The sequence below is a fragment of the Caballeronia sp. GAWG2-1 genome (assembly GCF_023631405.1).
Taxonomy (GTDB): Bacteria; Pseudomonadota; Gammaproteobacteria; order Burkholderiales; family Burkholderiaceae; genus Caballeronia.
In genome coordinates, this window is the sequence record NZ_JALQDD010000045.1 from 127,788 (window position 1) to 153,040 (window position 25,253).

The window sequence follows — 25,253 nt, forward strand, 5'->3', positions numbered from 1 at the left end:
GCCATGTCGGCTCCTGGAGGTGAATAGCGTCTTAACGCTTCGCCAAGATTCTCGTGGACAGCGCCGTTCGGGACAGTCCTCGACATAGCAGGGGCATGGGCAGTTTGTCTCATTGGCGGCGCTGCGGCTTCGCCACAACGACGAGTGGATTCGCAATGTTGCGTCGGCCGGCTTTAGAAGTCGGTTCCGTTGCCGATAGTAGGTAAGCGATCGCGCCGGAAGTCATACTCCCCGTTGATCGCAGGTTTTACTCGTCACGCATATCTGTGAGTACGCTTTGAACAATCGTCAAAACCGTTTCTGGAAGACCGCTATTGCTGCAGCGCTCTTTACATCATTGGCGCCCCGTGTCATGGCGGGCGACGCTTCCTCATTAGACGTTGCTGGAATAAAGCTCGGGATGTCGCCGTCACAGGTGCAATCCAAGATCGCCCAGCATTTCGGCGTGCCAGTCACTAAGCTCAAGACCTACTCGCAAGCCAACTTTGTTGTCGGCAACAAGCCGGTCATACAGTCCGTTAGCTACGGAGCCAACGGAGAGAGCCTGTCGGTCAGCTTCACAGTAGTAAGCCGGGATCCGCCGCTCCTCCTGCAGCCAGCAACGTTACCTACGATGTCCCTTTCTCTCGTGAGAACTCCAACCGCATGAAGGCCGCAGCCCTCGCGAAATATGGTCCGCCCACCATCAATTCTGGAACGCTGGACTGGTGCGTTCAAAGTTCGAATCCAGCACTCTGCGACCAAGACCACGGTCGTCTATCTCTTGCACAAACCAAAATTCAGCTACAGGACCCGCGGATCACCGGGACATATTCGAAGCTGTACGATGAGGCGCACAGCACGCAGCCTCGCCTGTGACGTCCGTTGTGTGAGTCAGGGCGCTTGATGTCCGCGTCCGGTGCATCCCGAGCATGTTGCTAGCGTTATGCGTATTCGCTTTCACAGACGCTTGCCGATGAGTGGAAAACCACGCCGACGCGCATCAGCACGCGGGGCGCGTCGTGGCCGTCGCAGAACGCGGGCGATACAGGAAATTTGCGCGGGCCCGCATGTCGTTGGGATCTCACAAGGTTGAAAGACGCAAGCTCTGCAGTCAGAGGAACCGCAACGATTGGCGAGGACGGCAGTGCGAAACTAACAGCCCCTCCGACAAGGGCAGGATCGGACTCGCTGACAAAAGCGTGCGGCAACGGAGAAAAGAGTGTTTGAAAAGAAAGTAGTCCAGCGCGGCTCGCGCTTCGCACGGGCGATCCTGTTCGTCGTATGGGGCCTTCCAGCGATTGCGCTGATCGGGCATTGGATAGACGACGCGATTCGCCACCACGGGGCTCGGCCTGTGCTAGGGCACGCGCATCATCGCTCCGCGGAACAAAAGCCGGCTACGCCGGGCAAAGGGGGCTGACGTGCGGACCTTTTGCATAGTGGCGCTCGCGTCACTCATTTCAGCGTCAGTCGCTGCCGAACCCTTGCCCGTACCACACAGTCAGCGGGGCATGAATTGCTACATCGAATCGAGCGGCGTGGCGACATGGTTTGACCGCCTGGAACGCACCGGTAAGACCGCTGACCAATTAATCGCCGAGTTGGCGGGTAGCGCGGCCGTCAGAAAGACGATGGCGCACGAGATCCGTCGTGCCGACGACTTGCGCAGGGAGTGGCCGCGCACCGATGACAGAGATACGCCGCAGCCGTTGCGCGACCAGATCACAGCAGACCGTGCGAGCACAGTGGGCGTCAGGCTGGCGATTCAGTGCATGGAACATGGCGGTTAGCCAAGCGACTGCGCTAGGACGAACCCGCGATCGATGCACGAAGAGGCTGGCCTGCCGGCGACGCTTGTTCTTTGCACCGCACGGAAGCGAAGGATTAGCGAGGACCGCGCGCACGCGTCGCCCTTGCCGCTCATGGGTACTTAGAAAGGGCGCTGTGCCGATGCGCAAAAGGGTGCCGCCATTTGCGGCCGTAAGGCGAATTCAGTGCGGAACGAGGGCGCGAAATCGCCATGCAGATAAAGATCGATTACTAGTTCGCGATCGCCGGGCACATATTGCCCCTGCGGCTCGATGGTGCCGGCCCGATAGCCGCAGCGCCGCGTACGCTCCATCACGCTGCGATACACGTCCAAGGGCTCACCTTGGACATTGATCTCTTGATATTGCAGCTCGCTCTCACGCATGGTGTTGTCGACGGGTTACACGCCGACAGCAGTAGCGACACGCCAAAGAGCCAAGTTCGCGCTTCGAAGACGAGCTTTAGGCGAGGCCACTGTCTCCTGTCCGCACGGAGCTTCACACCAGATTCGCTCATGAAGTTACCGTTTAGTGCAACGTGGACAGGATGTCGTCGCTGAAGCGAAACAGCAATTGGTCGAGGTGGGCCGGTGTCACCTGCAACGGAGCGCAGATTTCGCGAACGAGAAACTGCTCCAGCTCGTCATAGGTATCCGGAGTCGGCTTCTCGGGAAAGCCTGGGACGATGGCCCGTACCACACCCATCACGCGACTGTCCAAGGCGATGCAATCCGTCACCAGTCCAAGTCCGGACGTGAGGAAGTCGCGGGCACCCTTACTCTTGATGTAAGCAAGGTGGTCCTCTACAAACTTGACCTTGCTTTTCCCGCTATCCAGCTTAGAGATTGCATCGATGAAGCCGATTGGGCCGCCTTCGAACGCGTCCAAGGTTCGCAGATTCTTCACGAGAGCGCGGACTTTCTGGCTTTGCTCAGGCGCCTGCGCGGACACATATCGCGTCGCGATGTCTCGCAGTACGTGGCCAATCTTGAGAGAGACTTGGTCGTCCCGGAGCCTGCAGAGCACGCCGTATTGGAGCCGGTCACGATTCGCTGGCTCATAAAGCTTGCGACGAGGCTGCTCGTTGCCGACAACGACGACTTGGCTGACGACGCGGATCCAAATGTCGTCCTCAGACCATGTTCGCCAAAACCCTGCACTTGGTAGCTTGACGAGGTGCCCGTATCTGGCCTCGATGCGCCGAAAAGTATTGAGTTGCTGGTCGGTTATCGTTGTATTCATATCTGCGGCCGAGTAGTTGGATGACGTGCTCAGGCTTAACGGCAAACGCAAGCTTCGACTTTAGGCACACGCTCCGCCGGGGCGCGGCAAGGTGCCATGAGGGTTGGGCGCTCCCAAGCCCCGAGTTGACGAATCTATAGCCGCAACGCTGACATCTTTAATGCGTTCCACGGCCCCAGGCATGGCTGTCCAAGTGGGAAAAAGGGCCTGGACCGGGGGCATTCAGGGCATGCCCAGAGCGGTGCGGGGAAGCACGGTAAAAGGTGGCTGAATCAGTCTATCGGTGGCGCAAACGTCACGTCTAGCCTGCGGGTGGTGCGAACGGAAGTCTGTGAGGTATGGTTGCCGTTGAATCCGGCGTTCGCGACCTTTTCTTTCAGCGTTGCGCTCACGTCGAAATTGCGTTTGGTCTCCGTCGCGCCTCTAAAATGGACCGACGCTGACAGGCAGCCGGCAATCTCTCTCGCATTGACGATCGCTTCCCAAGAAGGCTCAAATGCAAGCCACTCATAAGCAGACCGGTCCAACCGAGATCCGCGATGCCAAGGTTTTCCGCTGAGTTCGAACACTTCCGCTTCCTCTGACGTGGATGCATTGTATTGGCCCATTCCAGCGGACGAGCTGGCGGTATCCCGCTGTATTCCTACTTTGAATGACCGCTCTGTCGTTGACGCCTGTTCGCTAACACTTGCCACGCGAGTCGCGCCGAGGTCGATCAAAAGCCGAGTCAGTTCAGCCTTGCGCTCCTCGTAAAGGATTTCCTCATAACGGTCGTACGGCAGATAAACGTTGTGCTTTGCTTGTTGGCGGGCGCCGAGCGGGTGCCGCTGATATAGATGGTGCGGTTTCGGATGCCCTGGCGGGAGTTGAAAGCCACGCCGCGCGGCCCACTCCGCCGTAATCGCATATCGCCAAAAGTCGTTGTCCCACGCGTCAGGCTTCGGCTCCGGTCCAAATTTGTTGTACGCCGCTTTGGCAACCAGCACCCCTAACCCCGTTACTGGCGAGGCGGCTGCCGCCGCTGCTAATGCACCGCTTGCAGTTCTAAAACGCGTTGACCTAGCCGGCGGTGGTTGCTCGCCAGGAAGCCTTATGTATATGAGGTCCATTCCTATTGCACAAGGAATTGTCGATATGATCCTTATCGGCATGACCGAGCATCGACTTAAGCCTAACCTGGCTGCTCACCTTCTCACGGGTGGAACTCCTTAAGCGCCTCACGGTAGGTGGTCAACGACTCTTGAAGATGGAATGTACCCGACTCGCACCCTGCGAGGCTCGCTCAGGCACCGCACGCCGGAGGAAGCCCCCGGTTGTGTACTCATCCATCTACTGGGGCCTACTGGTAACGGCCGGCAGCAGGCATCTATGCGGGAAGAGCTTAGTTCAATCAGTCGCACGTTCGTCGGGCTTCGGCCTGCGGTAGAACTGCGCGGCTTCGCGCAACATCCGCTGCTTCTCCGCTTGCACGTAGATCGACGTAGTCTGAAGCGACGCATGTCCGAGGATCTTTTGGACGACGTCGAGCGGGACGTCCTCGGCTGCCGCGTGCGTGCCGAACGTATGGCGAAAAGCGTGTGGCGAGGTGCCCGCCAGTAGCTTGATTTCCTCCACAGACAAGTCTTTGCTCATCTCGGCAATCAGCCGCCTCATTGCCCACTCGATCATCTTATTGATGCCGTCGACGTGGTAGGCGAGGGCGGTGCCGTCGGCGTACTTCTTTTGGCCTCGCGTTGTCCGAGGAATATAGAGCGTCGTTAGCAGCGGGCCGTCCTTTGCCGCTTCGAACTCAAGCCCGCGATCCCGCCAATGCGCCGTCAACGCCGCAATCGTCGCGGGGCTGACCGGAACTGTCCTTTGTTTGTTGCGCTTGCCCACGATGCACAGTTGCCAGATCGTTTCTTCGTCGTCGCCGTGATGCGTCGGGGACATCGCCTCGCGCCTCGCGTTGACCAGCTCTTCTCGACGCAGGCCCGAGTCGCCGCTCAGGAGGAGCGCAACGCGGATCGAGCGCCAATAGGCGCCGTCTTCCCGGCCGCACTGCGCGTCGATGTGCGCGCGGATGCGCTGCCACAGCGAGGGCGGAAGGGCGCGCTCAACCTTGATCAGGTCCTCCCGCTGGACGACGATGGGGTCGGAGACGGCCGTCCACGGATTGCCGGCGAGGTAGCGTACGTTGACGAGCCACGCGAAAGCCGCGCGCAACGCCCGCACCGCATACCGCTGGCTCTCCAAGCTCAGTTCCGTGGTCGCGAACGGCTTCCAGCGGCCGCTGGCTCGCGACACACGAGGACCCACGAAATCGGGCGCGGGCGTGCGCAAGAAGTCCTTGTAGGCCTCGCAGTCGTCGGCCAGCAACGAACTCAGCGGTTTGCGCCTGACGGTGACCGACCAGAGCAGGAAACGCTCGAGTTCCTTGGTGTAAGCACGCAGCGTCTTCGGTTGATCGCGGTAGTGATGGAGGTATGCCCGGACGGCATCGAGATCGTGGCTCGCTCGGATGTACGGAAAGCTGCTGTGGCGGTTTAATCCGTGCGTGCCGGCGAGGTCGTGCGCCAGGCTCAGCCGTTCAAGGGGGACGAGGGCGCGCGAACCTGTATCGATCGTTACAAGGTCCGCCTCGGGCGCGCGGAATGGGTCGTCGAGAATGACGTCCGACGCGACGTACGCGCCGAGGTCGCGTTCATGGTGACGTAGCCACGACACGATATGTTGTGCGCGGCCCGGCCCGATGCGCGGCACCGCCCGCCACCAACTGCCGCCCCGGCGGTTACAGAAGTTCACCAGTTCGGCCAGCGTACCGATACCCGCGTCTTTCAGCCGCCGTGCCACCAGCGGCCGGAACCACATGCCCACGCCGTGCGTCGGTTCGGGCTTGGCAACGGCCAACAGCGCCGCCTGTTCGACCATCTTGAGCGTCACGGCCGTCAGCTTCGCGCTGCCGTGCGCTTTGGCCGAGGACTTCAGGTGATCGGCCAGCACCGACGAGCCGTGCTCGAGCGCCAGTTGGACCAACTCCGCCTGCATGCGCCGCAGGAACGACTCGACCCAGCCGGGCGTCGCTTCTTTGCCTTCGTCGTCTTCCGAAAAATAAAGTCGCGTAATCGTTGACGCGGGGATGCGCTGGACGTACGCGCGCAACGCCGCGAAGTGATTGCGCGTGTACGCGGCGCGGCTTTTCGTGACGATTTGCGGCTTGTTGGCCATGGCGGCGGCTTCTTGTCGTTGTTCGGAGGCCCAACGGGACGGGGCGTGGACGCCCTGCCACCGTATTTTAGCCATTAAACGTAATCCTGATAATACGAGTTATCAGGATTAGCATGCGAATTCTAAAGCCTAGGAAGGGGAGTCGCCACGCGACTACGGTTGAGAAGGCAAGCCGCGCGCAACGGCGGCGGGGCATTCGAGCGTGTGTTAGCACGCACGCCATTTCAACGGAACGACAGTCGGCCTGATCGCCTCTAAGTTTTAGTCACGTCACCCGTTGCCATTCCAAAGGTGTTCGGCCGACGGAGTCAAATATCCATCCTTACTTAGCACCACCCCTGTCCGGGCTGGCGAAGTAATGATTGTCGAGTAGCAACAGGCGATCCGCCCGCCTTGGGACGAGGCCAGCACGCCGTCTTGCTGGGGAGGCGTCGCTCAAGGAGTCTAGTTCTAGAGCCGTTAAGCCGAAGTGAAGCGCCGCGGCGCAAGCCAGCAAGTGGGCGACCGCACAAGGTGCCGTGAACTATACAATTACATCAATTTAGAGCCCTCATTATCGCTGCCTATCAACACTCAAGCGCGATAGTTTTACAACAACAAGAGAGATTGCTCGTGAACGCGAAAGACGAATCGCTGGTAGTGTTTGCAACTTCGATCGCCAAAGAATTCCCCGAGCCACCGACGCCCGAAGTTGACAGATCAAACATCATTCAAACCGTCGATCGACTGTTTGCAGATACACCCGTTGTCTTCTTGGACAGCAACCAAGGTTCAGGAGCAACAACAGTCTGTGCCCAATTCTGCAATTCACACGCCGACTCCGCGATTGGCCTGTTCATTAAGCCGGCAAGCCGAATCGCATACAGCGCCGACTACCTTAGGTTGGTCCTAGCCGAACAATTCCATTGGTACATTGAGGAAACGAGATTTCCAAAGGACATCGTTTCGCCCGAAGAATTCAATGTACTTCGACTCAAGCTCCGTAGTCGCGCGTCCAAGGCGCGTCCGATTTACCTGGTTGTCGACGGACTTCACCAAATTCCAAATGACGATGAGCGCGCGGTTGAAACGGTGATGAGAGAGATCTTGCCGATCGGATGGGACAATTTCCGTTTCCTCATTGTAGGCGACGAGAAGCGGCTCCTCCGATATCTCGGGAGAATACAAGCGAAGGAATATTACCTTACCTCTTTCTCCTTCCAGGAGGCGAAGGTGTTTTTCGACGCTGAAACGCTGGGGGACGCGCACCTGCACGCTATTCACGCAATGTGTAAGGGCCTTCCAGGAAATATGGCGTCGGTACGAAGAATGCTGCGCGGCGGCAAGTCACTAGAGGCGATACTAGACGCTGACCCTTCGCAAGCCCTCGGCTTCGTGAAGCTGGAGTTTTCGGTCCTCGACGAATTGAGCGATGCTCAATTGCGGGCCTTATCGATCATTGCTTTTTCGAGCAGGCACGTATCGAAGGATGAAGTCGTCGAAATGGCAGGCGCCGCCGATGCGGATATTGCAGTCGTCCTTCAGCGTTGTACATTCTTAAGATCGAATGGAGTCGAAATCATTGAATTCGTCTCCGATTCTCATCGCAAATTTGCCGCGAGGCGGCTAGAAGTCCGGCGAAACGAATCGCTCAAGGCGCAAATTGATTACCTCTTGAAAAATCCGGGAGGAACGATTGCGTTGCGCTTCCTGCCAACGTATTACCAGCAACTTGGTCAGGTAACTGAACTTATTCAACTGCTGACATCAGATCACTTCTCTTCGTTGCTGAAGTCGACTGCGTCGATCGGGACGTTGCGATCACGTGCCGAGCTCGGACTTGCATCAGCGCTGCAGGCGAACATGCTAACGGAGATGTTTGGTTTCGCCGTAAAGCGGAGCTTATTCGCAACGATGTCGCAGTCATCAGGCTTGGGGTCGGAAGTTCGAGCGTTGGTTGCGACAGGCCAGACGGGTCAGGCTCTAACGCTGGCGAATCGCTCTACTATGAAAGAGGAGCGACTCGGCTTCCTGTGTTCTTTTGCACGCCAGTGTAAAGAATCGAAGATATCGATAGATGAAGGGCTTCTTCGACATATTCAGGAAGAAGCGAGCAGCGTCGATTTTGCTGAGATGGGAGAGGCGGCAGTGGATCTTGCCGCAGATCTTGTTGCTGTCGATCCGGATCTCGCGATGTCCATCGTCGAGAAAGCGACACAAGGGCGACGCGATGCCGGACCTTCCGACCGGTCTTTCGCGCACGTCGGCGTCAACGAGCGGAGATCTGCAGACGCCGGAGACGCGACACAAACTAAACCCCAAGACCGTGTTCATCGAAAGATCACGGAGAAGTTTGCCTCGGCGGTAATGGGTATGCTGGCAGAAATGTCGCTTACTCAAGTGATCGGGCGAATCGCCGATCTCGAGGGGCGGCATCGAGTTCCATTCTTATGCACATGGATACGCATGCATCGAACGGATCCTGAAGCGGTGAACATAGCAGAGCACGCTTTAGACGCGATGATTGATGAGACCACATACACACCGAAAATGAGTGACTTGTGCGATCTCGCGATAACGCTTCCCTTCGCCGGCGACAAAGATTATATGGTCGGCCTCATCGGTCGATTTGACAGCCAGCGAGGCTTGATCCGAGACACGGCGGTGTCGTCTCGCTCGATCCAATTGCAGATGACGTTGGCGCACGCTGAGCAAGCTGGCGAAACGGGCCGCTGCGCAGATCGAATTCTTGACGCATATTACGAAGTTGCTGGTCTCCAGAGTGTCGACACGAAATTGGACTGTCTAGCGGTAATGCTCCGAGCTCTCCGCTGCATTGACAGCGACGGGAAACTGGAAGAACACCACGGCGTCGGAGCGATCATCCGTGCTGATATCAAAGAGATCCTGACGACCATCCTTGCAGAGACGGCAGAACAATTCTTCATCGTTCGAAGGGCGCTCGAGGCTCTAGCTGTCGCCGACTTCAGATCAGCCGTCGAACTTGCCAGTTCCTTGAACACTCAGACCCGACGTGACGAAGGTTTCGTTGAGGTACTACGTGCGTTGTACGAAGAGAGCGCGACTGATGCCATTCTTGCCAACTGTGCAGATGTCGCCCTCAAAATTCAGAACTCCGAGGAGCGGGAAAGCGAAATCAGCCAACTTTTGTACACGTTGCATTCTCGGAAGGACGGTATTACCAAAGACGGTTGCACCATTCTAATGAATCTCGTTGACAAAATGAGGATTCCGGAGGAAAGGGCTCCCGCCCTCGCTTTCTTGGCCGGTGTCAGCGGACGGTGCGAGTGCGAAGAACTTGCGGATCAACTGCTCGACAAAATTTCCCCTGCCGTCGAAATGTGCGCGGTGCCAACGTTTCGCGCAAATATGTACTTCACCTGCGCGTGGGTCATTGCGAAATGGCGGCCCGACGACGCCAAGGCTTACTACGAGGCTGGTCGACGTTGTATGACCCAAGGAGCGCTGCCCGGTGTGGCGCATGTGCAAGCAGTCGTCTCCTGCTTGGGGCTGTCGATTCGAGCTATTGGTGGGCTTGCGAGAGTAGCGACGATTGATGACGATACGATCGCACGATTTACGCGGCTCGTCGGTCTTGTTCCGGTACCCGAAATTCGAATTGAGATGCATGCCGACTTGGCTTGCCGTGCTTGGCTTGCAGGGAAGAGGGACTTCGCACGCGTTATCGTAGCCAATCATTGTGTGACGCTGATCGATGAAACGGCTAAAGTATCAGCCGCAAGATCGCAAAGGTTGATCGAACGAGCGTTCCCAGCGATATTCCTTTCAATACACCACGAAACGGCTTTTGACTACCTGGAACGTCTTCCGAATTATTCCGCAGACGGTGCAGTCTTGCGCACGATAAACATTCTCCTTAACCGTCGGACGTGGACGGATCCGAGGTTCGACGAAAAGAAAGAGCGGTTTGCTATCAGCGCTGAGGACGGAAGAGATGTATGTGGCCTTATCGAAAACCTACGCACGGATAGTTCGATTTACTTCGCGACGAGCGATTTGTGTCAGACAGTCCTTCATAAGCACAACCGCACGACCTTTACGGCCCAGCAGAGGGAAAAGATAGCGAGCCGCCTTCGATCCGTGTTCAGGAACAAGCTCCCGGACCCGAACAACATTTGCCACGATGGCTACGTCATTCTCGCAACCGCGTGCGAATGGATGTTGAGTGAAACGACGTCGTTCGATGCCTGGCGCGAGCTGATCGGTAGAGGGCGGCTTTTGTCGAACACAGCTGATAGAGCATATGTGCTACATGAGCTCGCCGAACGTGTACCTAAGAAGTATGTTCAGTTGATCAGCGAGACCAGAAGTGAGGCATTTGAATGCGCCGGACAAATACCGTCTGAAATCGATAAAATCTCGCGCATTATCAGGTTTTCTTCCGACGTGGGTCCTGACGGGTCGGCTCAGGCTAAAGCCGCGCTACGCGCGGCGATGCTCGCCACGTTCGCAACAGACGATCAAGAGTTTGCGCGCCAACGCCGTCGCGAGATCATAGACGTAGCTGCGAAGCTGGGAGAGGATTTCGCTGATGAGCTTGCCGACCTCTTGGATGAAGATCCCGCTCGGGCTCAAGCGAGAAAGGAGGTTCGCAATCAACTGCAGCAGATTGAGGTGACGCAGAAGCTGGCAAATACGGTTGAGGAATCGCGTGAACTAGAGGACGAGGAAGAATCGCATTTGCAGGACGCGGCGTGGACCGCGCTGAACCGGCTGATGTCAGGTCGGCTTGATTGCAAGAACCCTGAGGCGATGAGTGGATTTTTGAGGCAAGGATCGGACAGTCCCATTGAGTCTGCGTTTCCTGTGCTCTCGTGGCATATCGAAAATTTCGCGCGAAAGTACGCCAATAGTCGTTCTGCGGAGGATCGAATCAGGCCAATCGTGGAGCAGCTGTTAACATCAGCCGAGTTGACCGTCTCACTTGTAGGCGCCGTCACAGAACGGCAGCGGGACGAGCGCATCGGCAGCTCGGGCGACGTCTCAGATGGGTTGTTGAGTATCGGAAAACGTGAGGAAGCTCTTCGTTTAATTGAGGAATGGCTGTCTCACTGTAACGCACCGGTCATTCTCTGTGATCCGTATTTCAGCCCGGGAGATGTAGCATTTCTCTCGCTTGTGCTCACCAATTGCCCGGCCTGTCCGCTTACGATCTTGACAAGCAAACAAGAGCTTCAAAAGCATGATGCTTTGGGCGACGAGCGATTTGCGGACGCTTGGGCCGAGATAAGAGATCAGCAGCCGCCGCCGACTCGCTTTGTCGCGATATCGCACGCCGACACGTCGAAAACACTACTACATGACCGTTGGTTGATCTCCGGTGATCGGGGACTTCGGATGGGTACGTCCTTCGGTTCGATTGGAAAAGGCAAACTGAGTGAAATCTCCGTGCTACGGCCAAACGAGGCTCAGCGCATTGGAGATGAGTTGCGCCGCTTTGCGAACGAAGAATCTCCGATTGAAGGCCATAAGATCCGGTACATTACATTCAGGCTGAGCTAGGCTGAGTCGCGGGCCCGATGTTGAGTCCACTTATCTTCAGTTCCGCAGCGTGGCGCAGCCAAGGTCTTCAGTCCGCTAGGGTGATGATGTCCGAGAAGCCCGGCCGCCAATGTCAGCACAGGTCGATCAACCGTATTTGGACCCGTGCTGCGGTCGACAATGGGCAGTACATCGGCAAAGCACTGCCGCTAGGCGACAAGGATCGATCACAAAGGGGATCAGGGCGCTGGCTGTAGTGCTCGCGAAGCTTTTTCGAGATCAACGCGTTAGGAGATTAGGAGTTGTCTTTATAGCGTCGTCTCTAAGCTCGAATGGGTGAGCGTCGGCGATAGTCATCAATTCGCTGTTCAAGCGGTTCGAAGCTAGATTAGGTTGTGCTAGTTGGGCGACTGCAGCACATTGGCCGTGGCTTTAAACGCATTGGTGATAAATCGAATTATCACCATTGACCTTGGGAATGAGCGCCTGTCTGTGGGTCGCGTGGCTGATTGCCGAACTTCCCAACGCAGTCAAGCGGGATGCCAGACGCCTGAAGGCTATGCTTGCGATGAACGAGGCTTGGCGGCAAGCTAAGTTAGAGGTCTGTTGCCGACAGCGTCGCCGTTAGCTAGGCGGAGAGGAAGGCACCAGCTGCTATTCAAAAGTACGCCACATCTCATGGATGTCTCACCAATGCGTATTAATTGATACGCGAGCTATGGTTCGCCCCTCTTCAAGGTTCGGTATGATGACGCTCAACCACTTTGGAGAGAATCGCAATGAACAAGCAAGAATTGATCGATGCCGTCGCGACGCAGGCAGGGACTAACAAAGGTTCTACGGAGGAAACGGTCAATGCAGTGTTAGCGACGATCTCGAAGGAGGTCGCCGCGGGCAACGCCGTACAACTGATTGGGTTCGGCACTTTCGGCAGCGGCGAGCGCGCTGCACGCACCGGACGCAACCCGTCAACCGGCGCGACAATTGAGATCGCTGCAGCCAAGACAGTCAAGTTCACGGCGGGAAAGAGCTTCAAGGATGCAGTCAACCAAAGCTGAGCGACCGACGCTCACGGGGCTTGGTGAAAACAGCTGGCTCTCGAATGGTAGGAGATTCGTCATCTCACTGCCGACAGCCGTTCGCGTCCATCGGGATGAATGGATTGGATCATCACACGCTGACCGCAGGCTTCGCCCAAAATCTTGACAATGCGATCCTGTTAGCGGGCGAGTGTTCCGCGCGACGGTTTTCGCTTTGAGCGACGGCCCGGTCAATGAGAGCATGAAAGAAAATAGTAGGGTGCGTCGATCTCATTATGCCAAGTTCTTGATCGGCCCCGCGAAGTCGTGACTGCCTGGCCACAATCAGTTCATCTTCAAATGCCTAAACGTCGTTTTCTTGTTCGTCGCTCGCCCCTGCACGGGCGCGGCGTCTTTGCTTTGGTCACCAACATTCAACAGCAGAACAGATGGACCTTATCTGGGGCCCCGCATTCTCTGGATTAACGCATCGGTTTTATGTTCGCCCCGCGCTGAACGTCAGGAGTGGGTCATATCGGCCCGCATCCGCCCATTGGCACCAACATGACGCTCGACGGTGGACACGCCCGGCGGGTAATTGAGCTTATCGCTGACATCCTCGCCGGCGTCTAGTAGCCTCCACGCGCACTGGGAGGTGCGCGCGCCTAACAGTTAGCCCGAACATGATTTACTTCGATGTGGACTCACAGTTCTCGCTAAGTCGCGTCTAGATCGGTCGACCAGCGCCACACTTGACAAGGCCGCGTGCATGGCGCTTTTTCTTAGTTGTCGCGTAATCTACCGGGTGCCAGGAGTCGCAGCAGTGAGACTAAAGCGTCAGGCGAATTGCCTTTTCGACAGTAGGCGTCAATGCCCACCGGCATGCCATGCACCAGAACGTCATCTTCGGGAAGAGAGGTATGGGCGATGATCGGCACTCGCGTGCAGTGCTCGAGCTTTCGCAGTTCCTTCGCGACGCGAAAGCCGCTCATGATCGGCATTTCTATATCGAGCAGGACCACACTGGGCATCCAATGCCGGGTTATCTCAAAGCACTTGAGGCAATCGGCAGTTCGCACGTCAAAACCCTCAAGCTCCAATACAGCGACGAGTGCTTGCGTGTAATCTTCGTCGTCATCGATCACAAGGGCGCGGATAGGCGAGTCGACCGGATCAAAAGTGCGCGTGATCCAGACGCGCGAAGGTGGGATGAGGGCGGCGGACATGGCGTTGAATGGGTTCGAGTTTGTTCGCCTTTTCTGAGCAACGCCGATGCCCATATTTGCGACGGTTTCTTGTGAACGCACATTGCCATGGTAATTCGACGACACCCGTCGTCGTTTCGTAGGATCAAAAGTTGCTGCATCGACGTTTTTTACCTTCGTCGAGGCGCGTCCGGCATGGCAGAGCAGTCCAAACTTCCCATCATCGAAACTGGAATTCCGGAACTAGACGTGATTCTCCGAGGCGGGCTGCCGAAGAATCGGTTGCATCTCATCGAAGGTGCGCCTGGCACCGGCAAAACGACGCTGGGACTGCGCTTTTTACTCGACGGCGTCAACCGTAACTTGCGGTGTCTTTACATAACGCTGTCGGAGTCGACCGAAGAATTAGTTACGACTGCGAGCACGCATGGGTGGAATACGGATGGCATCGAATTTTTCGAACTTATTCCTGAGGAAGCGCAGGCCGAGCGGCAGCAAACCGTGCTGTTTCCCACCGAGGTGGAGTTTGGAAAGACCATCGAGCAACTAACCAAGCGCATCGAGGATTCAAATCCTGACCGCATCATCATCGACAGTATTTCCGAAGTGCGTATGCTCGCGCAGGACAAACTGCAGTTTCGCCTGCAAATGACCTCGCTCAAACGCTTTCTTCAGCAACGCAACACCACCGTTCTCCTACTGGATGACCTGAGCGAGAATGACAAGGGCGACCTCCATAGCTTCGTTCATGGGGTGCTCTCCTTGGGTCTGTTTGAGCGCGATTATGGAGCAGCGCGACGGCGCTTGCGAATTGCCAAGATGCGCGGCGTGGATTTCCAAAGCGGATGGCACGATTACGCAATTGTGACCGGAGAGATTCTCGTTTTTCCTAGTCTGATTGCTGAAGAGCACAAGGGCGAGGTACGGGGCGCACCGGTGTTGAGCGTGTTCGATGATCTGAACAACGTGTTCCCGCAGGGGCTGGACCGAGGCACAACCACTATGTTGATTGGCCCATCGGGCGCAGCGAAATCCACGCTGGCAATGAGTTATGCACTGGCAGCGACGCGGGCCGGGGAGTCCGCAAGCTTTTTCTCGTTTGATGAGACCTATGAGACGTTCCGACGACGCAATGAATCGATGAACTTGGATGCGACTGAAGCGATGGACGCCAAAAAGCTTTACTGGCGGCGCATGAATCCGTCACGAATTTCGCCGGGAGAGTTTGTCTGGCAGGTAAGAAGAGATGTAGAAGATCGTGATGTCCGGCTAGTGGTGATTGACAGCATTAACTCCTACCTGAGCACGATGCCGGAGGAACAATCGCTAATCCTGCACCTTCATGAGTTGCTTACCTATCTCAACAAGCAGGGCGTTGTGACGATTTTGGTTCTAGCTCAACAAGGCGTGGTGGGCGATGTGGAAAACCCCATCGACCTCAGTTTTCTGAGCGATACCGTGCTGCTGTGTCGCTTTTTTGAGGCGGCGGGCACCCTGCGTCGCGCGCTGTCGATCGTCAAACGCCGCACCGGTGCTCACACTCTGGCGCTTCACGAATACCGGCTCTCGTCCTCTGGCATGCAGGTGGGTCCCGAGTTAAGCACGCTCCGCGGCATCTTTACGGGTGTACCCGTCTACAGCGGCGCACACGAGGAACTTCTGGATGTCGCCTCCGACGAAAGAACGCGCGATGATTGGAAACGCTAGTCCCTCCACGGGTTCGATCGCAATCTGCGCGCCGTCCGGAGTCGACGCACCGACAATCGCGCAGGCGATCGACGCGATCAATCTAGAGACGAGCATTCTCGCCACTGTAGAGGAGTTGGGCGAGCGGCTGAGGGTAGAGGATGGCGTTAAGGTTGCCGGATTGGTTGTGACGGAGGAGGCGCTGGCCGACGGTTTGTCGCTAACTGACGCACTACGCCAGCAGCCGGCCTGGTCCGATCTGCCAGTTGTTATTCTGACCGTCGCTGGCCACCGTGCGAGCAGCCAAAAGCGGTGGGCACTCTTCGCAAGTCTGGGGAACGTTACCCTGCTTGCCCGTCCATTGCGTAGAAAAGATCTTGAGAGCGCCGCACGCGGTATTGTAAGAGCGCGCGCGCGGCAGCATGAGACTCGCGCACATCTGATCGAACTAAAGCTGACCGCGCGTGAGTTGGAGCAACGCGTGCAAGAACGCACGGCTGCTCTGATGGAAATGGAAGCGACTTTGCGGCAGTCGCAAAAGATGGAGGCAATCGGCCAGCTGACGGGTGGACTGGCACACGACTTCAACAATCTGCTTCAGATCATCAGCTCGAATACCGAATTGGTTAAATTGCGAGCGCGGCAAGGCAATACAACGGAGGTGGGACGCTACATCCACAACGTTTCAGGTGCAACGGAGAAAGCAGCCGCGCTTACGCACCGGTTGCTTGCATTCTCACGCCAACAGACACTCGATCCAAAGCCGGTCGACCTGAACAGGCTGGTGCTCGACGTTTCGGAGCTCGTTAAGAGCACGATTGGCCCCTCAATCAAGCTTGAAATGACCTTGCATGAAGATCCAGTGCTGACCCTCTGCGATCCGCCGCAACTTGAAAATGCCTTGCTGAATCTGTGCATCAATGCACGTGACGCCATGCCGAACGGTGGTCAGCTCACTATCGAGACGGATCGTGCGTCGCTCAGTGAGGACCAGGCCGGGCGTTACGGGCTCGTACCCGGCGATTATGTATCGGTCGCAGTGACCGATACTGGAGAAGGCATGTCGGCGGAAATCGCCGAGCGGGCCTTCGATCCGTTTTTTACCACCAAGCCGATGGGCCAAGGCACTGGACTTGGCCTGTCCATGGTCTACGGTTTTACACGCCAGTCGAATGGGCATGCCAGCATCGACACAGTGCCAGGTAAGGGAACGACGGTGCGTCTGTGGTTGCCAGAGTTGGTCGCCGCGCGGGGCGCCACGCCACACAACACCGCTGGCGAAGCGGGGATGGACCTGCCGCCCACGTTGACAGTGCTATTGGTCGACGACGAGGACGGCGTCCGCATCCTAATCGCCGAAATCTTGCGGGACGCGGGCTACGCAGTAATCGAGGCGAGCAATGGTGTCGAGGGGCTGGAAGTCTTGCAGTCGGGCGTACGGATCGATGTAGTAATCACCGACATCGGCATGCCACGGATGAACGGTGTGGAGATGATAGAGCAAGCCCGCAAGTCGCACCCCGACTTGAAGGTTTTATTTATCACCGGCTACGCCCAACAACAGGTGTCGCTTGGTCAGCAACTGAACCAGAATGCCCAAGTGCTGACCAAACCATTTGTGATGAATGCACTGCTTGAGCGAGTCGCCATGATCTTGAAGCCGAACTCCCGGGCGTCGGCGTTCTGAGACAGCAAGAGGGGTGCTCTGTCCGTCCGATGAGTATAGTCCGGCCTGCGTCTGTGAACTTTCGCTGTTAAGGAGCCAAACCGTTTTCGGCATAAAGGCCACTCATTTTCTGACACGAACCATCGAGCGGATGAGCACGGAGATGAGCTTGCACGTGCTGGCGTACAACATGAAGCGAGTGATCATGCCGGGGCACATATTGGCGATTTGAACAGCATTCGCGCGGGCGGCGGTTTAGAAGCCGCTGCACGAAGCGGCCACCGCGTTATCCAGATCATGCGCCCACCACGCGCTTTTCCGTGGAGCGGCCGCCATTCGCAATGGCTTGTGGATTGTGCACTTTGCGATCGTGGATGCCGGATACGGCTACCAGGTGGCGCATAAGGTGTGCTCGACGCTTAAGGGTGCAAACGCTTCTGGCTGTCACGGCAATTGAGCGTTTTGATGACGGACGGCAGGCTTTCGGGCGACCACTTATCGGGGGTTTCTCTTCCTTAATCGCGATAGCGCCCGCAGCGCAATTGGCCTAATCCAGGCGCGACGGACGCGACAAACGGACGACTGCTTTTTGAAACCGACGCGGATCAAGTCAAAGCAATACTGCTTTGTGCAGGAGCTCGAGTGCCGTCAACTCGTCGAGTCGACCTGTTCGTGCTTTACCCGCCAACGTCTTGAGCAGCGCTTCGGCAATTGGCGAGATACCGTCCAGACCTTGCAGAATTGTTGCCGATGCTGGTAGGGACTCAGCACTTGCAAGCGCAGGAGCCGGTACGCGCTGGCTGTTCTCTTCGATCGTATGTACATCCATTGCAGCAGGCTGTTCGGTTTCGTTCATTGGAGCAGCCGCCGTCACGACACTATTGGGCTGAGGTTCGGGTACAACAGGGGCCTTTGCGCGCTCGGCGGTAGCGGACGATGTCTCGCTTGCCAACGAAGCTGGAAACGATCCATCCGGTGCGTCGACATTAAGCGTGGCAGCGGGAGACGCTTGTCCTTCAGCGTTTGCACGAGCGCGTGATGCGGGCGTGAGTAAAGCCGAGACGGACTTGGGTATCTCCGTTTCAGAGCGCGGATGGTCCAACCAGCCAGCTGGCAAGCCAAGCTGCTTGGTGAAGCGACTCGCTTCTGTCTCGTCCATGCGCTTCTTGCCATACAGTCGATGCGCCATGTTCGACCCGCTCATTCCCATTACAACACCAAGTTTGGCTTTTGATCCGTTGCGTTTAGTGAGCACATGAAGGTTAGCGCGTCGGATGTTCTCGACCGTGGCGCCTTCGGGCAGGCTCAGTTGTTGGGGCGCCGTTGCTTCGATTGCTGCGCGTCGGCTAGAAGCGGCTCTTGCGTTGGCCTTTTCGGCTGGCTGCTTGGCGAGTGGAGCCCGCCCGGTCTTCGCATTGCTGTTCGAGCTCTTCGTTTTCTGAGATGGCATTTTTGCATCCTCGGACGAACCGTCCGCAACAAACAGCTGGTCTTGTATGACTGGGACGGCCGCCGCCAGTGGCGTCTGCGTCTTGACGTCGTCGTCCGCTTCGTCGTTCGCTCGGGCAAACTCAAGAGGCGATTTCAAGCGAAGAAGGAGTTCGGGCGAAAGAGCGGGGTAAGGCTGATCGAAATACCCATGAGGCAGACCAAGTGTGGTCTCCATGTGGAAAGCAGTCTCGGGCGTGAATCTTTCGCCTTTCATCAGTTCCGCTACCCGTGGCAGCGTGGAGTCCAGCGCCAACGCAATATTCTCTGCGCCGACCGCATTTACTAGAAACTGAAACGATCGCGTCTTAATGATTGACGCCGTTAAAGCAGGCTCTTTCGAAGGCAACTGAGAGGGGGTACGGCTGCGGGGCGAAGAAGTGGATTTAGACAGGTGGTGAGGCTGCCGCCCATTTGCCTTGTCTCGGTACCCCGCATTGCGACCGCGGGTTTGGCTCATAGCTTAGGCTCCAGTGATGCGGATTGACCATCAAGCCGGATTATAGACGAGGGAACGTCGGCTGCCCCATTCGAAAGCTTGACGAACCTCGCTCCAACGGGCGTTGGCACGCCGTCGTTTGAAATTCGGATTTTTAGTGTTGGGCCCGAATCTTCACCCAACTCGGCCGTGGGAAAGCCGCTGCGTTAAGTGTTTTTATTGAGTGCAACGGTCATTCGCTCGCCGCCACGGACGTCGGATCATCGGCCTTTGCCGACATTAGGCATTCAGCCGGCGTGGGGCTGCAGCATGCAACATTGCTGCCATTCGCTATGCAGCGCAGTCGATGTCGCATTCCGGACTCGGCGGACGAGTGTTGACGACCCTGAGCAGCCAATGGCTCCCCGCGAGTTGTGCGTCCGCTTTCGAAGTTGAAGCGGCCTGCTCCTTGCCAATGCCGAGACCGAAGGCAGTCGACCGAGCCCTGAACAATTCTTCCCGGTGCGTGAACCGTCAGCATTTTTCGGCTAACCCACTTCAATGCCCCCTCGCTTTATGCCTCCCAGGAATGACTGTTATCGACGACGCCTGCCTTCTTCGAAAAAGCGCTGACCCTCATCATTTGCTCACCGTCAACAAACAGGAGCACAGGATGAGCAACTTCCCGACCTACTCGATCGATAACGCACCGGCCGCCTCGAAGGCCGTTCTCGAAGACACGAAGCGCGCATTTGGCTTCGTCCCCAATCTTCAGGCGCATATGGCGGAATCGCCCGCGCTGCTGGCCGCTTACTCGGCGCTGTGGGACCTTTTCTCGAAAAGCACGCTGACGCCGCACGAACAGCAGGTCGTCTACCTTACATCGAACTTCGAGAATAACTGCCACTACTGCATGGCCGGTCACAGTACGCTCGCAAAGATGATCAAGATGGACGCAGGTGTGATCGCCGCACTGCGCGCCGGCACGCCGCTGCCCGATGCAAACCTCGAAGCGCTGCATCGCTTTACGACGCTTGTGGTGCGTGAGCGGGGTTTCGTCCCGGATGCCGACGTCGACGCGTTTCTTGCTGCCGGCTACACCCGTCAGAACGTCCTTGAAGTGATCCTAGGCGTGGCGACCAAGGTGATGAGCAACTACACAAACCACATCGTCCACACCGAACTCGACGGCTTCATGGCCGGTAACGAGTGGACCAAACCGGTCGCTGTCGCTGCTGCGGCCTAAGCCGTCTCGGGGAGCCCTGACGGCTCCCGTGTAACCCTTACAGAAGCTCGCCGAGAGACCGCCATGTCCACGTTCGACTGCTATAAAAACGCTTACCCCAATGCACGACTGACCCGCACACCGAACGGTGTGCTCGAGGTCCGTTTCCACACCGAAGGCGAGAAGCTCGTGTTCAACGGCCTCACGCATGAGCAGTTCACCGATATGTTTCATCAGATCGGCGAAGATCCGGATAACCGCGTGGTCATCCTGACGGGGAGTGGCGACGCATTCATGGACGCGATCTCGCCGGAAGGCTTCGATTTCTTCACGCCACGCGGCTACGACAAGATTTTCCGCGAAGGCCGCAAGATCCTGATGAATATCCTCGACATCGAAGTGCCGATGATCGCCGCGCTCAACGGCCCGGTCCTGCTGCATTCCGAATATGTCTTGCTGTGCGACATCGTCGTGGCGACGCCCGAGACCGTGTTCCAGGACATGCCGCATGCTGCATTCGGTATTGCACCCAATGATGGCGTGCATCTGCTGTGGCCGGAAATGATCGGCAGCATTCGCGGCCGGTACTTCGTGCTCACGCAGCAAAAGCTCGACGCTGCAGAGGCGCAGTTGCTGGGTGTGGTGAATGAAATCGTGCCTGCAGATCAGTTGCTCGAACGTGCGCACACCATCGCCGCAACGATCGCAAAGCAGCCGCCGCTCACCACTAAATACACGCGCATCGGCCTGACTCAACGCCTGCGTCGTGTGATCGACGAAGGCATCGGCTACGGCCTTGCGCTCGAAGGCATCACTGCGGCCGAAGTGGCGCGTATCGCAGCAGCGCAGAACGCAGCCTAAATTCCCTGTTTCTTTATTCCTCTCGACGGAGAACAATCATGTCACTACAAGACAAACTCGACGCATTCCGGGTCGACTTTAAGGCGGGCAAGCCGCCCTTCAACGCACCACCGGAGATTCATCCGGTGATGGAACGCGCGACGGCAGAACTGATCGTCAGCGGGCAAGCCGGCCGCGCGCTCAAGGCCGGCGACCGTGCCCCGCATTTCAACCTCAAGGATCAGGATGGCAACGATGTGTCGTCCGCTGCGTTGCTGGTGAAGGGTCCGCTGGTGGTGACGTTCTATCGCGGTGTCTGGTGCCCGTATTGCAATATCGAATTGCAGGCGATCAACGAGGTGCTGCCGCGGATTCAGGCCTATGGCGCGAACGTCGTGGCGATTTCTCCGCAAACGCCGGTCAACAGCCGCAAGTCCGTGCGCACCAACGAACTCCGCTTTCCCGTGCTGAGCGACGTGAACGGTCAAACCGGCGCCGACTTCGGCCTGCGCTTCGCGTTGCCCGACTATCTGGTCGAGTTGTACAAGAACCTGAGGAACGACCTGCCCGCGTTCAATAACGACCCGAGCTGGACCCTGCCGATGCCGGCGCGTTATGTCATTGGACAGGATGGAACTGTGTTGTATTCGGAGGTCAACCCGGACTATACGCGTCGTCCAGACCCGTCGGATATGTTCCCAGTTCTGGAAAAGGCGACGGCCAGCGCCTGAGCTCTACCGCTCAACGCCAGGCGACTGCAAGGCCGCGCCGAAGAATCGGCACGGCCTTTCGATTCTCTCGGGTTCTAGAAGGACATTTGATGACACAGCGTACATTTCTCATCACCGGCGCGACCAAAGGCATTGGCCTCGCGTTGACAGAACAACTGATTGCCGATGGCCACCACGTGGTGGGTCTCGCGCGTGAAGCAAGCGATTTTCCTGGCGAACTGGTCCGTGTCGATCTGGCCGACCCTGCCGCAACCGGTGCGGCGCTCGATGACCTCGTGCGACGTCATGCGTTCGATGGCGTGGTGAACAACGTCGCATTAGTCAGGCCGCAACGTCTGGGGGAAGTCGCGCTAAACGATCTCGACGACGTTCTCGCGCTGAATCTTCACCCTGCCGTGCAAACGGTTCAGGCGCTGCTTCCCGGCATGCAGGAACGCGGCTGGGGACGCGTCGTGAACATTTCTAGCCTGACGATTCTCGGCATGACGCAACGCACGGCGTATGCAGCGGCGAAAGCGGCGCTGGTAAGCTTTGCGCGTTCGTGGGCGCTGGAACTGGCAGGCACGGGGATCACGGTGAATGCCGTCGCACCGGGTCCGACCGAGACCGCGCTGTTTCGCGCCAACAACCCACCCGGAAGCGAGGGCGAGAAGCGCTATCTGTCTGCAATACCGATGAATCGCTTCGGCCAGCCTCATGAGATCGCCGCGACGATCGCGTTTCTGCTTTCGGATGCGGCCGCCTTCATGACCGGTCAGACGCTTTACGTCGACGGCGGTGCGTCAATCGGCAAGCTCGCTTTCTGAAGGCGCACTTCCGGTGTCTGTGCCTGCGGCCCCGAGTAACCCTTCCACGAAGGCGACGAACGCCCGCGCCTTTGCACTCACCAGGCGTCCGGCCGGAAACACTGCCCACAGGTCGATCGGGGGCAGTTCCCAGTCGGTCAGGACGGCTTGGACCGAGCCGTTAGCAAGTTCCGGCGAGAACATCCATTCCGACGCGATTGCCAGACCCATGCCGCTAAGCACCGTTGTACGCATGCCCTCGGCGGCGCTCACGCTGACGCGCCCCGACACCACCACCGCCACTTCCTTGCCCTGCTGGCTGAACGCCCACGACTCGCCACCACCTCGCAACGAATACACGATCACCTGATGCTGACTGAGCTCCGCAGGGGTCTTCGGCACACCTGCTTCGGCGAAATACGCAGGCGTGCCGACCAGCAGCCGACGGCTTTGCGCGATGCGGCGTGCGGTCATCGTCGAATCGTCGAGCGAGCCCATACGCAGCGCCACGTCTACGCCTTTTTCGAGCAGGTCGATGGTGCGATCGTCCAGCACGATATCGATCTGCAAGTTAGGGTGCCGGTCCATAAACATCTTCAGTGCCGGCAGGATATGCAATCGCGCGAAGGTCACAGCGGCGCTGATGCGCAACACACCGGATAGTCCGGTCGACGCGTTGCGCGCGACATGCTCGGCGAGGTCCACTTCTTCGATTGCGCGCCTTGCGTGCTCGTAAAAGCGCTGGCCTGCATCGGTGGGCGCCAGGCCGCGGGTCGAGCGCAACAAAAGCCGCACGCCGAGCCGTTCTTCGAGCTGAGCGATCGACTTCGATACGGCCGGTTGCCCTAGTTTGAGCCGCTTGGCGGCCGCCGAGAATGAACCCGCCTCTACGACGCTGACATACGTTTCCATTGCTGCCATCCGGTCCATGCCGTTGCTTCTCCTTTGGACCGCGAAAGTCCCTGTTGTGGCTGAGATGTATTCAGGCGGAAGTCTAGCGCGTCACAACATCCGGTCGATGGAAATTGCCGATGATCGGTCTCTGTCATCTGTCTCCGTTCACGAAAGCAATCCGCAAATACAAGCGGCCCCGCTACAGACGATCCTGCGGCGAGGCCAGTTTGCGATGCGTGCACTCCGGTTCAGGCAACCGGCGCGAGGCTATGGAAGGAATAATCGGTGTAACCGCGTGCGTTGCCGCCGTAGAACGTCGAGCGGTCGTAATGGTTCAACGGTGCCCCGATGCGCAGCCGCTCAGGCAGATCTGGATTGGAGACAAACAGGCGCCCGAATGCGACGAGATCAGCGTCGCCTGCTTCGATCATGCGATGTGCGCTATCCGCCGTGAAGCCGCCTGCCGCGATGAGCGTGCCTTTGAACACGCGTCGCAAGTCTTTCGCCGAGACGGCGGACGCCGCTGCGGCGACGTCATCGTTACCGCGCACACGCGGCTCGACGACATGCAGATACGCGAGCCCATAGCCGTCCAGGCGCCGCGCGACGTACCCGAACGTGGCATGCGGATCGCTATCGGACATCGTGCCATACGAGCTTCCCGGCGATAGGCGGACTGCGATTTGGTCGGCGTCCCACACCGAAGCGATTGCTTCGATCACCTCGAACAGAAAGCGCGCCCGGTTCTCGGGCAAACCACCGTACGCATCCGTGCGGTGGTTTGAGCCGTCCTGCAGAAACTGGTCGGGCAGATAACCATTAGCGGCATGTAGTTCGACACCATCAAAGCCGGCCTCTTTCGCAAGCCTCGCAGCGTGACGAAATTCTTCGATAACAGCAGCAATCTCATCAAGTTCGAGTGCTCGCGGAACGACCTGTTCGACTTCGACAACCTGGCCGCTTTCATCGTGGATCGCCGAGTGCTCGTATGCACGGATGGCAGAAGGCGCAACCGGCAATTCTCCGCCGATGTTGGCGGGATGCGCCTGTCGCCCCGCATGCCATAACTGCAGGAAGATACGTCCGCCTTTCGCGTGGATAGCGTCAGTGACGCGTCTCCAGCCGCGCGCGTGCGCTTCGGTATAGATGCCTGGAGCGCCGACATAGGCGAGGCCGAGCGGAGACACGGACGTCGCATCGGAAATCAACAAGCCGCCGGCCGAAGCGCGCTGCGCGTAGTACTCGACCATCAGATCGCCGGGGACGTTCTGCGCTTCGGTGCGCATCCGTGTGAGCGGCGCCATGACGACGCGGTGACTGACCGAATAGGGGCCGACCTGAGTGGGAGTAAAGAGTGGGTTCATTGCGCGTGCCTGAAAAAGGGAGAAGACCTATGGATCATCAGGGCAAGCACGATTCCGCAGAAGACAGCAACGAGCGATAGCTGTCATTCCTGCGAGGAATAGCGAGAAGCATCCGACCCCGCGCACCCTGAGCCATTCCTTGGGGGAATAACGCTTATCACTCCGGCCAGACTTCACCGGAGATCGAATGC

General features: G+C 57.8%; 18 protein-coding genes. 10 read left to right on the plus strand and 8 right to left on the minus strand.

Translation table 11 applies throughout. The annotated features are described in order from the left end of the window. Positions 1-277: 277 nt before the first annotated feature. Both NCR98_RS32030 and NCR98_RS32035 read left to right on the plus strand, forming a co-directional pair. Positions 278-649: a hypothetical protein gene (locus NCR98_RS32030; protein ID WP_250528409.1), complete on the plus strand. Its 372-nt coding sequence runs from the start codon at positions 278-280 to the stop codon at positions 647-649. A gap of 844 nt (positions 650-1,493) precedes the next feature. Further along, a complete protein-coding gene (locus NCR98_RS32035; RefSeq protein ID WP_250528410.1) occupies positions 1,494-1,772 on the plus strand; it encodes a hypothetical protein in 279 nt (92 codons plus the stop codon). Between the two features lie 140 nt (positions 1,773-1,912). Here NCR98_RS32035 and NCR98_RS32040 read toward each other — a convergent pair whose 3' ends face one another. From NCR98_RS32040 to NCR98_RS32055, 4 genes are all read right to left on the minus strand, one after another. Then, the gene (locus NCR98_RS32040; RefSeq protein ID WP_250528411.1) at positions 1,913-2,176 is read right to left on the minus strand and encodes a hypothetical protein; all 264 of its coding nucleotides are present in this window, start codon (positions 2,174-2,176) and stop codon (positions 1,913-1,915) included. 142 nt (positions 2,177-2,318) lie between these two features. Then, positions 2,319-3,032 carry a hypothetical protein gene (locus NCR98_RS32045; RefSeq protein ID WP_250528412.1) on the minus strand — a complete coding sequence of 238 codons (714 nt, stop codon included), beginning with the start codon at positions 3,030-3,032 and terminating at the stop codon, positions 2,319-2,321. A gap of 272 nt (positions 3,033-3,304) precedes the next feature. Beyond that, positions 3,305-4,018: a hypothetical protein gene (locus NCR98_RS32050; protein WP_250528413.1), complete on the minus strand. Its 714-nt coding sequence runs from the start codon at positions 4,016-4,018 to the stop codon at positions 3,305-3,307. A gap of 400 nt (positions 4,019-4,418) precedes the next feature. Then, positions 4,419-6,239 carry a site-specific integrase gene (locus NCR98_RS32055; RefSeq protein WP_250528414.1) on the minus strand — a complete coding sequence of 607 codons (1,821 nt, stop codon included), beginning with the start codon at positions 6,237-6,239 and terminating at the stop codon, positions 4,419-4,421. A 612-nt stretch (positions 6,240-6,851) separates the two neighbouring features. On the opposite strand from NCR98_RS32055, the gene NCR98_RS32060 reads away from it, so the two are divergent. Both NCR98_RS32060 and NCR98_RS32065 read left to right on the plus strand, forming a co-directional pair. Further along, the gene (locus NCR98_RS32060; RefSeq protein ID WP_250528415.1) at positions 6,852-11,762 is read left to right on the plus strand and encodes a hypothetical protein; all 4,911 of its coding nucleotides are present in this window, start codon (positions 6,852-6,854) and stop codon (positions 11,760-11,762) included. A gap of 758 nt (positions 11,763-12,520) precedes the next feature. Next, positions 12,521-12,799, plus strand: a complete 279-nt coding sequence (locus NCR98_RS32065) for an HU family DNA-binding protein (RefSeq protein WP_250528416.1) — start codon at positions 12,521-12,523, stop codon at positions 12,797-12,799. Positions 12,800-13,542: 743 nt separating this feature from the next. Here the strand turns inward: NCR98_RS32065 and NCR98_RS32070 are convergent. Then, positions 13,543-14,091, minus strand: coding sequence for a response regulator (locus NCR98_RS32070; protein WP_250528417.1), 549 nt, complete (start codon positions 14,089-14,091; stop codon positions 13,543-13,545). A gap of 69 nt (positions 14,092-14,160) precedes the next feature. Here NCR98_RS32070 and NCR98_RS32075 point away from each other — a divergent pair, with 69 nt between their 5' ends. Continuing rightward, a complete protein-coding gene (locus NCR98_RS32075) occupies positions 14,161-15,672 on the plus strand; it encodes an ATPase domain-containing protein (protein ID WP_250528418.1) in 1,512 nt (503 codons plus the stop codon). Continuing rightward, a complete protein-coding gene (locus tag NCR98_RS32080; RefSeq protein WP_250528419.1) occupies positions 15,629-17,338 on the plus strand; it encodes a response regulator in 1,710 nt (569 codons plus the stop codon). The genes NCR98_RS32075 and NCR98_RS32080 overlap by 44 nt, the downstream gene beginning before the upstream one ends. Before the next feature lie 589 nt (positions 17,339-17,927). Here NCR98_RS32080 and NCR98_RS32085 read toward each other — a convergent pair. Then, positions 17,928-19,265: a hypothetical protein gene (locus NCR98_RS32085; RefSeq protein ID WP_250528420.1), complete on the minus strand. Its 1,338-nt coding sequence runs from the start codon at positions 19,263-19,265 to the stop codon at positions 17,928-17,930. A 631-nt stretch (positions 19,266-19,896) separates the two neighbouring features. On the opposite strand from NCR98_RS32085, the gene NCR98_RS32090 reads away from it, so the two are divergent. The 4 genes from NCR98_RS32090 to NCR98_RS32105 all read left to right on the plus strand — a co-directional run bounded on the left by NCR98_RS32090 (position 19,897) and on the right by NCR98_RS32105 (position 22,825). Further along, positions 19,897-20,469, plus strand: a complete 573-nt coding sequence (locus NCR98_RS32090) for a carboxymuconolactone decarboxylase family protein (RefSeq protein ID WP_250528512.1) — start codon at positions 19,897-19,899, stop codon at positions 20,467-20,469. Between the two features lie 63 nt (positions 20,470-20,532). After that, positions 20,533-21,309, plus strand: coding sequence for an enoyl-CoA hydratase/isomerase family protein (locus tag NCR98_RS32095; protein ID WP_250528421.1), 777 nt, complete (start codon positions 20,533-20,535; stop codon positions 21,307-21,309). A gap of 38 nt (positions 21,310-21,347) precedes the next feature. Beyond that, positions 21,348-22,019 carry a peroxiredoxin-like family protein gene (locus NCR98_RS32100; protein WP_250528422.1) on the plus strand — a complete coding sequence of 224 codons (672 nt, stop codon included), beginning with the start codon at positions 21,348-21,350 and terminating at the stop codon, positions 22,017-22,019. 89 nt (positions 22,020-22,108) lie between these two features. After that, positions 22,109-22,825 (plus strand): SDR family oxidoreductase, encoded by a 717-nt coding sequence (locus NCR98_RS32105; protein WP_250528423.1) that lies wholly within the window; start codon positions 22,109-22,111, stop codon positions 22,823-22,825. Here the strand turns inward: NCR98_RS32105 and NCR98_RS32110 are convergent. Together NCR98_RS32110 and NCR98_RS32115 are read right to left on the minus strand one after the other, a co-directional pair. After that, complete coding sequence (locus NCR98_RS32110) at positions 22,802-23,734, minus strand: LysR family transcriptional regulator (protein ID WP_250528424.1); 933 nt, start codon at positions 23,732-23,734, stop codon at positions 22,802-22,804. The two genes, NCR98_RS32105 and NCR98_RS32110, sit on opposite strands and share 24 nt — an antisense overlap. A 212-nt stretch (positions 23,735-23,946) precedes the next feature. Next, entirely contained in the window at positions 23,947-25,062 is a 1,116-nt protein-coding gene (locus NCR98_RS32115) for an alkene reductase (RefSeq protein WP_250528425.1), read from the minus strand. Positions 25,063-25,253 lie beyond the last annotated feature (191 nt).

Excerpts from the sequence above, each read along its gene's own strand:
- NCR98_RS32035 (WP_250528410.1), top strand. The coding sequence starts at position 1,494 with ATGAATTGCTACATCGAATCGAGCGGCGTGGCGACATGGTTTGACCGC.
- NCR98_RS32040 (WP_250528411.1), bottom strand. The coding sequence starts at position 2,176 with ATGCGTGAGAGCGAGCTGCAATATCAAGAGATCAATGTCCAAGGTGAG.
- NCR98_RS32045 (WP_250528412.1), bottom strand. The coding sequence starts at position 3,032 with ATGAATACAACGATAACCGACCAGCAACTCAATACTTTTCGGCGCATC.
- NCR98_RS32055 (WP_250528414.1), bottom strand. The coding sequence starts at position 6,239 with ATGGCCAACAAGCCGCAAATCGTCACGAAAAGCCGCGCCGCGTACACG.
- NCR98_RS32065 (WP_250528416.1), top strand. The coding sequence starts at position 12,521 with ATGAACAAGCAAGAATTGATCGATGCCGTCGCGACGCAGGCAGGGACT.
- NCR98_RS32075 (WP_250528418.1), top strand. The coding sequence starts at position 14,161 with ATGGCAGAGCAGTCCAAACTTCCCATCATCGAAACTGGAATTCCGGAA.
- NCR98_RS32080 (WP_250528419.1), top strand. The coding sequence starts at position 15,629 with ATGTCGCCTCCGACGAAAGAACGCGCGATGATTGGAAACGCTAGTCCC.
- NCR98_RS32085 (WP_250528420.1), bottom strand. The coding sequence starts at position 19,265 with ATGAGCCAAACCCGCGGTCGCAATGCGGGGTACCGAGACAAGGCAAAT.
- NCR98_RS32090 (WP_250528512.1), top strand. The coding sequence starts at position 19,897 with ATGAGCAACTTCCCGACCTACTCGATCGATAACGCACCGGCCGCCTCG.
- NCR98_RS32095 (WP_250528421.1), top strand. The coding sequence starts at position 20,533 with ATGTCCACGTTCGACTGCTATAAAAACGCTTACCCCAATGCACGACTG.
- NCR98_RS32100 (WP_250528422.1), top strand. The coding sequence starts at position 21,348 with ATGTCACTACAAGACAAACTCGACGCATTCCGGGTCGACTTTAAGGCG.
- NCR98_RS32105 (WP_250528423.1), top strand. The coding sequence starts at position 22,109 with ATGACACAGCGTACATTTCTCATCACCGGCGCGACCAAAGGCATTGGC.
- NCR98_RS32110 (WP_250528424.1), bottom strand. The coding sequence starts at position 23,734 with ATGGACCGGATGGCAGCAATGGAAACGTATGTCAGCGTCGTAGAGGCG.
- NCR98_RS32115 (WP_250528425.1), bottom strand. The coding sequence starts at position 25,062 with ATGAACCCACTCTTTACTCCCACTCAGGTCGGCCCCTATTCGGTCAGT.